Annotated in this window: 11 protein-coding genes; 3 read left to right on the plus strand and 8 right to left on the minus strand. The window is 63.1% G+C overall.

Going from position 1 to position 12,323, the window contains the following annotated elements; translation table 11 throughout:
• Positions 1-95: 95 nt before the first annotated feature.
• The 5 genes from FHW69_RS03450 to FHW69_RS03470 are packed head-to-tail and all read right to left on the minus strand — an operon-like array spanning position 96 to position 5,455.
• Positions 96-2,387, minus strand: a complete 2,292-nt coding sequence (locus FHW69_RS03450) for a type IV pilus secretin PilQ (protein WP_183421607.1) — start codon at positions 2,385-2,387, stop codon at positions 96-98.
• 17 nt (positions 2,388-2,404) lie between these two features.
• On the minus strand, positions 2,405-2,935 hold the full coding sequence (locus FHW69_RS03455) for a pilus assembly protein PilP (protein ID WP_183421608.1): 531 nt from the start codon (positions 2,933-2,935) through the stop codon (positions 2,405-2,407).
• Positions 2,935-3,603 (minus strand): type 4a pilus biogenesis protein PilO, encoded by a 669-nt coding sequence (gene pilO, locus FHW69_RS03460; RefSeq protein ID WP_183421609.1) that lies wholly within the window; start codon positions 3,601-3,603, stop codon positions 2,935-2,937. Before pilO ends, FHW69_RS03455 begins: the two co-directional genes overlap by 1 nt.
• Positions 3,600-4,397, minus strand: coding sequence for a PilN domain-containing protein (locus tag FHW69_RS03465; protein WP_183421610.1), 798 nt, complete (start codon positions 4,395-4,397; stop codon positions 3,600-3,602). The genes pilO and FHW69_RS03465 overlap by 4 nt, the downstream gene beginning before the upstream one ends.
• Positions 4,397-5,455, minus strand: coding sequence for a pilus assembly protein PilM (locus FHW69_RS03470; RefSeq protein WP_183421611.1), 1,059 nt, complete (start codon positions 5,453-5,455; stop codon positions 4,397-4,399). Before FHW69_RS03470 ends, FHW69_RS03465 begins: the two co-directional genes overlap by 1 nt.
• 241 nt (positions 5,456-5,696) lie before the next feature.
• Here FHW69_RS03470 and FHW69_RS03475 point away from each other — a divergent pair, with 241 nt between their 5' ends.
• The 3 genes from FHW69_RS03475 (at position 5,697) to FHW69_RS03485 (ending at position 9,422) form a co-directional block, all read left to right on the plus strand.
• Complete coding sequence (locus FHW69_RS03475; protein WP_183421612.1) at positions 5,697-8,198, plus strand: penicillin-binding protein 1A; 2,502 nt, start codon at positions 5,697-5,699, stop codon at positions 8,196-8,198.
• A gap of 64 nt (positions 8,199-8,262) precedes the next feature.
• Positions 8,263-8,919 (plus strand): hypothetical protein, encoded by a 657-nt coding sequence (locus FHW69_RS03480; RefSeq protein WP_183421613.1) that lies wholly within the window; start codon positions 8,263-8,265, stop codon positions 8,917-8,919.
• A 74-nt stretch (positions 8,920-8,993) separates the two neighbouring features.
• The gene (locus tag FHW69_RS03485; RefSeq protein WP_183421614.1) at positions 8,994-9,422 is read left to right on the plus strand and encodes a GFA family protein; all 429 of its coding nucleotides are present in this window, start codon (positions 8,994-8,996) and stop codon (positions 9,420-9,422) included.
• Between the two features lie 76 nt (positions 9,423-9,498).
• On the opposite strand, the gene FHW69_RS03490 is transcribed toward FHW69_RS03485, so the two are convergent.
• The 3 genes from FHW69_RS03490 to FHW69_RS03500 form a co-directional block, all read right to left on the minus strand.
• Complete coding sequence (locus FHW69_RS03490; protein ID WP_183421615.1) at positions 9,499-10,794, minus strand: citrate synthase; 1,296 nt, start codon at positions 10,792-10,794, stop codon at positions 9,499-9,501.
• A 251-nt stretch (positions 10,795-11,045) separates the two neighbouring features.
• The gene (locus FHW69_RS03495; protein WP_183421616.1) at positions 11,046-11,294 is read right to left on the minus strand and encodes a type B 50S ribosomal protein L31; all 249 of its coding nucleotides are present in this window, start codon (positions 11,292-11,294) and stop codon (positions 11,046-11,048) included.
• Between the two features lie 74 nt (positions 11,295-11,368).
• A complete protein-coding gene (locus FHW69_RS03500; RefSeq protein WP_183421617.1) occupies positions 11,369-12,304 on the minus strand; it encodes a nucleoside hydrolase in 936 nt (311 codons plus the stop codon).
• Positions 12,305-12,323: the final 19 nt, after the last annotated feature.

Here is a 12,323-nt window from a genome sequence, read left to right on the forward strand (position 1 = left end):
GCAGGGGGCACGACCCGGGCGCGGCGCCTGCTGGCGAAACAAAAAAAAGGGCGACCCATGCGGGTCGCCCTTCATCTGACTGCGGAACTCCGGTCTTACTGCAGCGTTTCGCTGAGGATGCGCGGCGTGACGAAGATCAGCAGTTCGGCCTTGTTGTTGGTCCGGTTCGTACGGCGGAACAGGACGCCGATACCCGGGATATCACCCAGACCCGGCACCTTGTCGGTGGCATTGGACTTGGTGATTTCGTAGATACCGCCGAGGACCACGGTCTGACCGTTGTCGACGAGCACCGAGGTGTTGATTTCACGCGTGTCGATCTGCGGTACCGAGCCACCACCCGGCGCGGGGACCATGGCTGCCAGCGCGTCCTTCTTCACGTTGATCTTCAGATACACGCGGCTGTCGGCCGTGATCGTCGGGGTCACGCGCAGTTCGAGCACGGCGTCCTTGAACTGGACCGTGGCGTTCTGCGCACCGCCGCCGCTGGAGCTGGCCTGGTAGGTCACATAACCGATCTGCTGACCCTGCTTGATCACCGCTTCCTGCTGGTTGGCGGTAATGACGCGCGGGCTGGAGATCACTTCGCCACGACCTTCGGACTGCGCGGCGGAGAGCTCCAGATCGACCAGATAGTTGGCGCCCAGCACGGCCAGGCCGATGCTGCCTGCCGGATTGGAAACAGGCAGATTGACGTTGTAGCCACCGGGCAGTTCGACCGAACCGGGGACTGGGATGGTCGTGGAGGGTGCCGTACCGGCCGCGATGGCTGCCGCACGATCCGCCGCCGCCTGATTCAGGGCCTGATTGTAGGCAACGTTGCTGTTGTGCAGCCCCGTGACCAGTCCCGCCGTACCCGTACCGTTCGTACCGCCGCTCAGGTTCGGCGACGTGCCGATAATCTGGCCGCTGGAGTTGGTCTGGGTTGCCTGGACGCCCCAACGCACACCCAGCTGACGGGTGAAGCTGTCGGTGGCCACAACAATGCGCGATTCGATCAGCACCTGCTGTACCGGACGATCCAGCGTGCCGATGAGTTCGCGCAGATCACGGATCTTGTCCGGCGTGTCATTGACCAGCAGCGTGTTGGTGCGCTCGTCGAACGAGACGCTGCCGCGGGCCGAGAGGAAACCACGCGAACCGGTGCCCGAGGAACCGCCACCGCCGCCAGACTGCAGCGCACCCTGGGTCAGCAGCTTGGCGATATCGGATGCCTTGCCGTAGCTGACGGGAATGTAGTCGGAGATGAGTTCAGCCGAGTTCTCGGCTTTCTCGCGGGCATCGGCAAGGCTCTGCTCGTAGCTGGCCAGCTCGGTCTGCGGCGCGATCCAGATGACGTTGCCACTGCGGCGCTTGTCCAGGCCCTTCGCACGGAGCACGACGTCCAGCGCCTGATCCCAGGGCACATTGACCAGGCGCAGGGTGACACTGCCGCCCACGCTGTCGGAAGCCACAAGGTTCAGGCCGGAGATGTCGGCAATCAGCTGCAGCGCCGAACGAACCGGAATGTCCTGGAAGTTGAAGGTGACGCGGCTGCCGCTGAAGGTCTGTTCCTGTGTCTTGGCATTCTTGCCAGTAACGGGAGCTACCTTCTTCGGCGCAACTTCCACCACGTAATCGCCACCGCTCTGGTATGCCGACACATCGACATCGCCCTTGGTGCGGATGTCCATACGGCCATTCGCCTTGGTGTCGATGGACTGGACCGGCGTGGCGAAATCAAGCACGTCCAGGCGCTGTGCAAGCTTGGCCGGAACACTGGCACCGCCGAGGCTCACGATCACATGATCGCCGTCGCGATGCATTTCCGGGGAAGCTGCGGTGCTGCCCAGCGTGACCAGCACACGGCCTTCGCCGTTGGGACCACGACGGAAGTCGATGTTGGAGATCGGCGCGCCCGTGCCCGAGGGCAGTGACTTGGTCGGATCGGAAACCACGGCCGTCGTTGTGGTGGCGCCGGTCGGGCCGTTGTTGACGGTCACATACAGGTTGTTGCCATCAATGCGGGTCTTGTAGGCCGACTCACGGAACAGTTCGATCACAACGCGCGTCTTGCCGCCCGCCGAAATCACCGAAATGCCCGACGTCGCGCCCTTGCCCACGTCGAGGTGACGGGTGGAGAACGAGTTGGTCGTGTCGGCCAGATCAATGGCGATGCGCGGCGGGTTGCTGGTGGTGAAGACGCTGGGCTGCGGTGCCGGGCCGCCGAAGGTGAGCTTCAGCTCCACGCGGCCGCCAGGCTGCGAGTCGTAAGTCACATTCTGCAGCGCGGTCGCTGCCGCAGCCACACTGGACAGGCCAGCCGAACAGGTGAGGGCCAGGCCGAGAATCCAGCGACGCAGTTCGCGTCGCACGCTACCCGGCAGATGATTCTTATTGGTGGTCATGTGCGTCATCCCCGAGTTCATTTTTCACCGACCGCAATGCTTGCCTGCCGTTCCATCCAGCCGCCGGTGCCGTTGGGCACCAGTTCGACGAGGTCGATTCGATCCTCGGCGACGGTGGTGATACGTCCATAGCTCTGGCCCACGTATTCGTTGCGATGGACGCGGTGAATCACCCCGCCCGGATCTTTGACCAACGCTTCCATTGAACTGCCGGCACCCACCGTGCCCACCATTTTCAGGCTGTCCAGCGAGAACATCTCAAGCGGCTGCTTGGGACGGTTCTCGTCCGGACGGGGACCGTTGGTGGAACCGGACGTCTGCATTTCCGCCGAGCTCGGACTGAACGGGTCACGCTCGTTCTGGTCCTGGTAAGCGAAGGTTTCAAACGTACGGATCACCGGCAACGGCGGGATGGGCTGGCCTTTCTTGTTCTTTTCGTGCGCGACCCAGTCGCGCAGGTCCGACTGTCCGCGGGTGCAGCCGGCCAGCGCAAGCGCGCTGAGGCCAACCAGCAGCAAGGGACGGAACACCGCATGCTTGACGCTCATCACGGCTTGCCCCCCTTGGCTGACGTTGCCGATTTGCCTGCTTCGGCAGCCTCATCGTCTTCGAGATAGCGATACGTCTTGACCGTACCCTGGAGTATCAGCATGCCGCCCGGAACAGGGTCACCACCCTTGGCGTTCGTAATCTTCGGGCTCAACGACACGTCGTGCAGCGTGAGAATCACCACGCGCGGCAGCGAGGCCACGCCACTGATGAACGTGCCGAACTGGTGGTACGTACCCACCATGCGCAGCGTGATCGGCTTTTCAGCGTAGAAGTCTTTCGGCGTTTCCGGGCCGGGCTGGAACAGCTCCACTTCGATGCCGGCCGCAAGCGCCGTCTGCGACACGTCGACCAGCAGTTCGGGCATTTCCGTACGGCTGGGCAACTGACGCAGGAGCGTGCGCAGCATGTCCTTCATTTCGGCCAGCTGCTGCTCAAGCGCTTCGAGATTGGCGGCCTTGGCCTGCTTGAGCGAGAAATCGGACTTGAGCACGTCCTCCTGCCCTTCAACGCGGGCGAGGTCGTCCTGCTGGTTGCTGATGACGAAATACCAGCCGATGCCGATCACGACAACGAAGAGCAAGCCGGTGAAAAAGGCCTTGACCGACTTCGGCCACGCGCCGACGTTGTGCCGATCAAGATTGCGCAGATCATCCAGGAACTTCATGGCTTGCCTCCGACCGTCGTGGCAGGAGTGGGACGCGGCGCGGCCGGTGCATTGACGGGCGTAGCCGCAGGCAATGTGGCGGCCGGGGCTGCGCCGGCAGGCGCGGTCACGGCGGTCGGTGCTGCTGCCGCCTTGGTCATGTCAGCCACGGGGCCGGAAAGCGCCGTGGGAACAGTGGCCGTGGTTGACGCGCCAGCCGGTGCAACAGCTGCATTTCCGGATGCGGGCGTGTCGGTCGCCTCGCTGGAATCAGCCGGCTTGCGCAGGCGGACATCCAGACCGAAGACATACGGCATGCGCGACGCATCGTGCATGTTTTCCGTCTTGCGCAGATCGACGTGACCCATCCAGGGACTGGTCTCGACGTTGCGCATGTAGTCGGCAACGCTGGTGTTGGACTGCGACACACCATCAAGCGACAGGGCATCACCGGACTGCTTCATGGCCGTCAGGCGCGCGCTGCCCGGAATCGTCTTCACCATTTCGTCGAACAGATGGACCATCTGCGAACGGTTGGCCTGAAGCTGTTCAATGATCTGCTTGCGCTGCAGCAGGCCGTCGCGAACCTTTTCAAGGTCCTTGATCTTGGCAAGCCGCACGTCCAGCTGGGCGATTTCGCTGGTCAGATAACTGTTGCGGTCATTCTGGTTGTCGATTCGGGCCGTCATCCAGAGATTCCAGCCGATCAGCACCACCAGCGCGGCCGCGAACGCCATACCCAGCTGGATATAGAACTCGCGTTCGCGCTGTTTGCGGCGCTCCGCACGCCACGGCAGCAGGTTGATCCGTGCCATCAGTCGAAACTCCTCATGGCCAGGCCTACCGCGATCATCAAGGCGGGAGCGTCCTGCGCGAGCGTCTGCGCCTGCACGCGGCTGGAAAGCGCCATGCGTGCGAGCGGGTTGGCCACGATGCAAGGGATGCCCAGCTGCTGTTCCAGCAGTTCACCGATGCCTTCGATGGAGGCGCAGCCACCGGCCAGTACCACCTGGTCGACGCGGCTGTACTCGCTGCCGGCGAAGAAGAACTGCAGGAGACGGCTGACCTGCTGGACGAGCGATTCCTTGAACGGCTCCAGCGCCTCGATCTCGTAGGACTCCGGCAGGCCGCCCTTGCGCTTGGCCCGGCCGGCTTCCTCGTAGGAGAGGCCATAACGCCGCATGATCTCGTCAGTCAGCTGCTTGCCGCCGAAGACCTGTTCACGCGAGTAGATGGTGCGCTGGTTCTTCAGGACCGCGAGGGTCGTCATGGTCGCGCCGATGTCCACGACAGCGACCAGGGCGTCACGGGGTACCGAGAGCTGGTCGGCCACCATGCCAAAGGCGTTTTCCATGGCGAAGGCCTCCACGTCGATCACCCGGGCCGTCAGGCCACCCAGATCGAGTGCGGCAATGCGCATGTCCACGTTTTCCGTCCGCGAAGCGGCCAGAAGAATGTTGTTCATTTCCGGGTTGTCGCGAACCGGCCCCAAAACCTCGAAATCGAGGCTTACTTCCTCGATCGGGTAGGGAATGTACTGGTTAGCTTCCACCTGAATCTGCCCTTCGAGATCATCCTCGGACAGGTCGGCAGACATGGGAATGACGCGGGTGATGACTGCGGAGCCAGCCACGGCAGCCGCCGCGTGCTTGAGTTTGGCCCCGGATCGGGCCAAGGCACGGCGAATAGCTTCGCCAACTGCCTCGACCTCGACGATGTTTTTTTCCACAACCGCATTCGGCGGCAACGGTTCAACGGCGTAGTGTTCGACGCGATAGCGCCCGCCTGTCTGACTCAGCTGCAGCAGTTTTACGGCAGTCGAACTTATGTCGACGCCGATCAACGGCGCCGCTTTGGGTGTAAAGAGCCCCACGTTGTCCCCCTTCCCCGCGCCTTGTCGGAATGTGAGTCTTCGGCGCGAAGGCATTAGATCTAAAACTTAACGGTTTAGCAACGGCTTGCACGACCCCTTTCAGGAACTGAATCACAAGTTGAGTCACTGGGTTAGCGACGGCCCTTAACAACTGACGGAAAGTCCCCTCCCCCGCCCGGGACCGGCGCGTGCCCTATACTCTGGCTGATTCCATTCCGGTCAAAGACCCGATTCCGCATCCATGCGAATTCTCAAGCGTTTGCTGCGCATTGCGCTGATTCTGGCCCTCGTGGGCGTCTTGCTGGTGGTCGGTGCCGTGGGCGTTGCCTACTGGCTGATCGCCCCCCGCCTGCCCTCCGTGGCGGTTCTGCGCGACTACCATATGCAGGTTCCGCTGCGCGTCCTGAGCTCCGACGGCCGACTCATTGCATCTTTCGGCGAGACCCGACGCATCCCCGTGCGCATCGCCGACGTGCCGGCACGGCTCAAAAATGCCGTTTTGTCTGCCGAAGATGCTGATTTTTATAGCCATCCGGGTGTGGATTGGCATGGCATCGCCCGCGCCGGCATCCATGTCGTGCTGTCCGGTGGCGACAAGGGCCCCGGCGGCTCCACGATCACCCAGCAGGTGGCACGAAACTTCTTCCTGAGCCCCGAGAAGCTGTACTCGCGCAAGCTCACCGAGGTCTTCATCGCCCTGCGGATGGAAAACGAGCTGACCAAGGATCAGATCCTGGAGCTCTACATCAACAAGATGTTCCTGGGCCACCGCTCCTACGGCCTGGCAGCCGCAGCGTCTTACTACTACGGCAAGACGCTGGACCAGCTGACCGTAGCCGAGAGCGCCACCCTCGCCGGCACCTTCCAGCTGCCCTCGGTCGTCAACCCGCTGAACAACCCCAAGCGCATGCTCGCGCGCCGTGACTACGTCCTGGGCCAGATGCTGTCCAACCGATTCATCACGAAGGCGGAGTACGACGAGGCCATCAGCGAGGCCAACGACGCCTATCCGCACGAGCAGCAGATCGAAGTGGATGCGCCGTATCTGGCCGAAATGGCGCGCCAGCAGGTGCTTGAGAAACTGGGCAACGACGCGCTCACCGAAGGCTACGTGGTCAAGACGACCGTCCCCAGCGACAGCCAGCAGGCCGCCAATGAGGCCCTGCGCAATCGCCTCGCCTCTTACGACCGCCGCCACGGCTACCGTGGCCCGGAAGGCCATGAGGAACTGCCTGCCACGGCCGGCCCGGAAGACTTCGACCGCGTTCTCGCCAGCTACACGAGCATCGCGGGCATGATGCCCGGCATCGTGGTGGAGACCGGCCCGAAGGAGGCGAAGGTGTACCTGTCGGCCCGTGAATCGGTCACGCTCGACCTGGAAACCGTGGCCTGGGCGCGCCCCTACGTCAACGAAGCTCGCGCCGGCGCCGCCCCGAAGGGGGTGGACTCAGTGCTGCATCGTGGCGACATCATCCGCCTCTCGCGTGGCGAGAAGGGTGAGTGGGAACTCACCCAGATCCCTGCCGTGCAGGCCGCGCTGGTGGCGCTGGACCCCGAAGACGGCGCGGTACGTGCGCTGGTCGGCGGCTTCAGTTTCGTGCGCAGCAAATTCAACCGCGCGGTGATGGCCGCACGCCAGCCGGGTTCCAGCTTCAAGCCGTTCCTGTATTCGGCGGCGTTTGATCGCGGCTTCACTCCGGCATCCATCGTCAACGACGCGCCCGTCGTGTTCCCGGACCCGTCGCGCCCCGATGGCCAGTGGACCCCGGCCAACGACGACAACAAGTTCGACGGCCCGATGCGTCTGCGCGAGGCACTGGTGAAGTCGAAAAACCTGGTCTCGGTGCGTCTGCTGGATGCCATTGGCCTGCGCTACGCCCGCGAGTACATGCAGCGCTTCGGCTTCACGCCCGATGCGTTGCCGCAGAACCTCTCACTGGCTCTGGGCACGGCCTCGGTATCGCCCATGAGCATGGCCCGTGGTTATGCCGTGTTCGCCAATGGCGGATACCTCGTGACGCCGTACTTCATTTCTGAAATTGACGACCGCGACGGCAAGCCGGTGTATCTGGCCAATCCGGAACGCGCCTGCGCCGATTGCCAGGAGCGCCTGCTGAATCCCGCTCCCGCTGGCCCGCCGCCCGCAGCCACCCTGCCGGCTGCGGCTGCGCGTCCCGCTGTAGCGGGCACCGCGTCAGGCAGCGATACGGGCGATGCCGTGCTTCCCGCTGATGCGCACGCGGATGCCACGCGCGCACCGCGCCTGGCACCGCACGTCATCGACGTCCGCAACGACTACCTGGTGACCTCGCTGATGCTGGACGTGATCAAGCGCGGCACGGGCTCCGCGGCGCGCGAACTCGGTCGCGACGACCTTGCCGGCAAAACCGGCTCGACCAACGACCACCGCGATGCCTGGTTCGTCGGCTTCAACAGCGACGTGTCGGCAGCCGTATGGGTCGGCTTTGACGACTTCACCTCGCTGGGTCGTGGTGAGTTCGGCGCGAAGGCGGCACTGCCCATCTGGATGGATTACATGGGCGCCGTGCTGAAGGACAAGCCTTCGCACACCCTGTCGATGCCGCCGGGCATCAGCACCATCCAGATCGACGCAGCGTCGGGCATGCCCTCGCCCGGTGGCATGTCTGAAATCATGAAGGTTGAAGATGTGGATCGTCTGCGTCAGCAGGCGGCACAAAAACAGGAAGAGGATCAGCAGCAACACGCCTACGATATCTTCTGACACGAGGCGCCCACATCGGGCGCCTTTCGTGACCTGCCAAAAACACCAGTTAAGGGGGTGAGTCATGGCAAGAGGCGAGCATCATCGTATTCACGCGCAGGACCGGACTCAGCGAAACCGCGTCCTCGTCGCCCAGGAGGCAGCCCGCCTCATGAGCGAACATGGCATTCGGGATTTCCACCACGCCAAGCTGAAAGCCGCCGAGCGCCTGGGAATCCTCGATGCCCAGGCGCTGCCCCGGAACAACGAAATCGAAGACGCGCTGCGCGAACACCAGCGCCTTTTCCAGGCCGACAGCCAACCCCACGCCCTGCGCCTGCGGCGCGAGGCAGCCATCGAGGCCATGCGGTTCATGCGTGGCTTTGACGCGCGACTGGTAGGCGCCGTGCTCGAAGGTACTGCCGACGAACACTCTGCCGTGTGCCTCCACGTATTCAGCGATGACCCGGAAGCGGTCACGCTGTTCCTCCGCGAGCAGGGCATTCCCCTGGAAACTCAGTCACGCCGCCTGCGTTGGTCCAACGCCGAGCAGACCGAGCACCCCGTGCTTCTGTTCGGTGCGGACGGCATCCCTTTCGACATCACGGTGCTGCCCATTGACGCCATGCGCCAGGCCCCCCTGGATCGCGTCGACGAACGCCCCATGCGCCGCGCCACCATCGCCATGGTGCAATCCCTGCTGACGGACGAAGACCTCAACGAATTCAACAAAGCCCGCTGACCCACGCAACGCGTGGGAGCAAGCTCGCGATGGGTGCCCGCCGAAACCAGACAAACGCAATCATCAAGGAAGGTATGAGCACTCCCCTCACCGCCAACTGCTTCTGCGGCGCCGTCCGCATCGAACTGACCGGCGAACCGGTTGCGCGCGCCAACTGCCATTGCGGATCGTGCCGGGATTTCTACGGCACCAGCATGTTGTCCGCCACAGCGTGGCCGGAGCAGCAGGTCAACGTCACCGAAGGCGCGACCACGCGCTTCCCTCACCCCACGAAGCAACTCGCGCAAACCTTCTGCGTGGCATGTGGTGAAACCGTGTTTGGCGAGAACCGGCTGAACATGCGCATCGTGCCGAACAGCCTGCTGGCCAGAAGCACGGATGGCGTACTGGCGGCCGACATGCAGCCCACCATGCACCTGTATTACCGCAACCGCATCATTGACGTCGTCGATGACCTGCCGAAGTATCTCGATGGGTGGGACGGCCCATTGCACGAGGGGTGATGGGCGACAGGAAACCTCAGTTCATGGCGCAAAAAAACCCCGCCGGAGCGGGGTTTTTCTTTTCTCAGGCAATCACTTAGCGCTTGTCGGCAGCCGTGTAATCGCGGACGTCTGCGCCGGTGTAGATCTGGCGCGGGCGACCGATGCGCGATCCCGGGGTTTCGTGCTGTTCGATCCAGTGAGCGATCCAGCCGGAGGTGCGGGCGATGGCGAACATCACCGTGAACATCTCGGTCGGGATACCCAGAGCCTTGTAGATCAGGCCGGAGTAGAAATCGACGTTCGGGTACAGCTTGCGCTCGACGAAGTACTCGTCCTTCAGCGCGGCTTCTTCCAGCTTCAGCGCGACGTCCAGGAGCGGATCCTTCACGCCCAGCTCGTTCAGCACCTTGTGGCACATTTCGCGAATGATCTTGGCGCGCGGGTCGAAGTTCTTGTAGACGCGGTGACCAAAGCCCATCAGGCGGAAGCTGTCGTTCTTGTCCTTCGCACGCTTGACGGCCGTCTCGACGTTGTCCGGCGAACCAATTTCTTCAAGCTGCTTGAGCACGGCTTCGTTGGCGCCGCCATGAGCCGGACCCCAAAGTGCCGTGATACCAGCCGCGATGGACGCGTACGGGTTGGCACCAGTGGAACCGACGAGGCGAACCGTCGAGGTCGATGCGTTCTGTTCGTGGTCGGCGTGCAGGATGAACAGCAGATCCAGCGCCTTGGCAGCCACCGGGTTCAGTTCAAGCGGCTCGCTGGGCACTTCGAACATCATGTGCAGGAAGCGCGTGACGTATTCGAGGTTGTTGCGCGGATAGCGCTGCTGACGATCCACCGAGTAACGGTGGATAGCGGCGGCAATCGTCGGCATCTTGGCGATGAGGCGGATGGCAGCCAGCTTGCGGTCAGCCGGGTCGTCCACGTTCAGTTCGTCGTGGTAGAACGCCGAAAGCGACGCGATGGAACCGGCCAGCATGGCCATCGGGTGCGCGTTGCGGTGGAAGCCGTTGAGGAACGAGGTCAGCGACTCCGGGATCATCGTGTGATGCGTGATGTCGTGCTCGAATGCCTCGAACTGCGTCTTGTTCGGCAGCTCGCCGTTCAGCAGCAGGTAGGAGGTTTCGAGGAAGTTCGACTTCTCGGCCAGCTGCTCGATGGGGTAGCCGCGATAAAGCAGCACGCCCTTGTCACCGTCGATGTAGGTGATGGCACTCTTGGTGCTGGCGGTGCTTCCGTAGCCCGGGTCATACGTAAAGTGACCCGTGTCCTTGTAAAGGGTGCCGATATCTACACACGCAGGACCCAGCGTTCCGCTGATGAGCGGCAATTCGCTCTGGGTCGCGTTGGATTCATCAACCAATTTGACGGTTTTGGCGTCGGACACGGCGAGCTCCTTCAGTCTGCGCCGGACCCTGGGGTAGAGGCTCCGGCCATTGCGATTTAGGGAAAAACGTCGCCCGGGGAGAGGCGGCGTACCGGCCGCCCTGGCGACCGAATCTGCCCATTATCGCACACCGTGGAATCAAACGACCGTTAGATATAAGTCGATTCTCAGACGCAAAAAAACACGGGGCGAGCATGGCTCGCCCCGTGTTGTCATCCTTGCACGCACCCCGCAGGCGCGCGGGATGGGTATCAGGCTTTCTTGGCGTAGCGCTGACGGAACTTGTCGACGCGACCGCCGACGTCCAGCGTCTTCTGCTTACCGGTATAGAACGGGTGCGAGTGGCTGGTGATATCCAGCTTGATCACCGGATATTCGTTGCCGTCCGTCCACTCGACGGTTTCCTTGCTCGACATCGTCGAACGGGTGAGGAAACTGAAATCGGAGGACAGGTCCTGAAAGACCACCGGCAGGTACTTCGGATGAATGTTTTCTTTCATGTCAGACTCTGAGAAAGGCGGGGTGAAAAGAGCGGCATTGTAGCCCGCCTGCCCACCCTCTGCAACATAAGGGGTCAGGCCGGAACGCCAAGGGCCTGGGCGATCAGCTCGCCGAAGCGGGCCTGATCCACGTCAAGCACAATCCGGGCGTTCGGCTTGCCACCCAGCCGGCCGTGCCAGTCCACGACGGTGGCGCCGCGGGTGAGACGGCCATCCAGCTCGATGGCGACATGGCGGGTTTCGGCACGAGTCACGATGGACGGGTCGACGGCAACGGCCATCGCCAGGGCATCGGCCGCAATGAAACCTGCACGCTCGTGCTCTGCGTTGAAAAGGCGCGCCGTGCCAAAAATGGCATGGAAGAAGGTAGCGCGCTCGTCGCCGTGAGCGGACCAGGACTCATACACCTCGTCCGGGAAGGCGTGGCGAACCGTCGCCTCCCAATCCACCAGGTCAAACATCGGGAAGGCCTCGAACACCACGTGCGCGGCTTCCGGATCGAACCCGATGTTGAATTCGGCGGGAATCTTGCCCGTGTTGCCGTGACCGGTCACCGCGCCACCCATGATGACCAGGCGCTTCACGCGCGACGGCAGCGACGGGTCGAGGCGAACGGCAAGCGCCAGGTTCGTGAGCGGACCCAGCGCCACCAAGGTGAGTTCGCCCGGCTTCTCGTGGGTCATGCGTATCAGCGCCAGCGCGGCGTGCTCTGCACTCGCCTGCGGGCGCGGCTCGGGATAACCCACGTCGCCAAAGCCATCGGTGCCATGCACGAAGGCGGCATCTTCTTCCGGAGCGCGCACCAGGGGCGACGGGCAGCCCGGGTGTACGGGCGTTGCCACATTCAGCAGCTCCACCAGCTTGCGCGCATTGCGTACCGTATGTTCCAGGCCAACATTGCCCGCAGCCACGGTAAGCGCGGCAACGTCCGCATGGGCGTGTGCCATGAGGATGGCAAGGGCGTCATCCACGCCGGGATCGGTGTCGATAAGCAGCAAGGGTCGGGTCATGGCCACATCAATTCTGATC

Source organism: Luteibacter sp. Sphag1AF (assembly GCF_014192715.1).
Taxonomy (GTDB): domain Bacteria; phylum Pseudomonadota; class Gammaproteobacteria; order Xanthomonadales; family Rhodanobacteraceae; genus Luteibacter.

Coding starts and splice junctions, on each gene's coding strand:
- FHW69_RS03475 (WP_183421612.1), top strand. CDS start 5,697: ATGCGAATTCTCAAGCGTTTGCTGCGCATTGCGCTGATTCTGGCCCTC.
- FHW69_RS03500 (WP_183421617.1), bottom strand. CDS start 12,304: ATGACCCGACCCTTGCTGCTTATCGACACCGATCCCGGCGTGGATGAC.
- pilO (WP_183421609.1), bottom strand. CDS start 3,603: ATGAAGTTCCTGGATGATCTGCGCAATCTTGATCGGCACAACGTCGGC.
- FHW69_RS03450 (WP_183421607.1), bottom strand. CDS start 2,387: ATGACCACCAATAAGAATCATCTGCCGGGTAGCGTGCGACGCGAACTG.
- FHW69_RS03495 (WP_183421616.1), bottom strand. CDS start 11,294: ATGAAAGAAAACATTCATCCGAAGTACCTGCCGGTGGTCTTTCAGGAC.
- FHW69_RS03480 (WP_183421613.1), top strand. CDS start 8,263: ATGGCAAGAGGCGAGCATCATCGTATTCACGCGCAGGACCGGACTCAG.
- FHW69_RS03465 (WP_183421610.1), bottom strand. CDS start 4,397: ATGGCACGGATCAACCTGCTGCCGTGGCGTGCGGAGCGCCGCAAACAG.
- FHW69_RS03455 (WP_183421608.1), bottom strand. CDS start 2,935: ATGAGCGTCAAGCATGCGGTGTTCCGTCCCTTGCTGCTGGTTGGCCTC.
- FHW69_RS03485 (WP_183421614.1), top strand. CDS start 8,994: ATGAGCACTCCCCTCACCGCCAACTGCTTCTGCGGCGCCGTCCGCATC.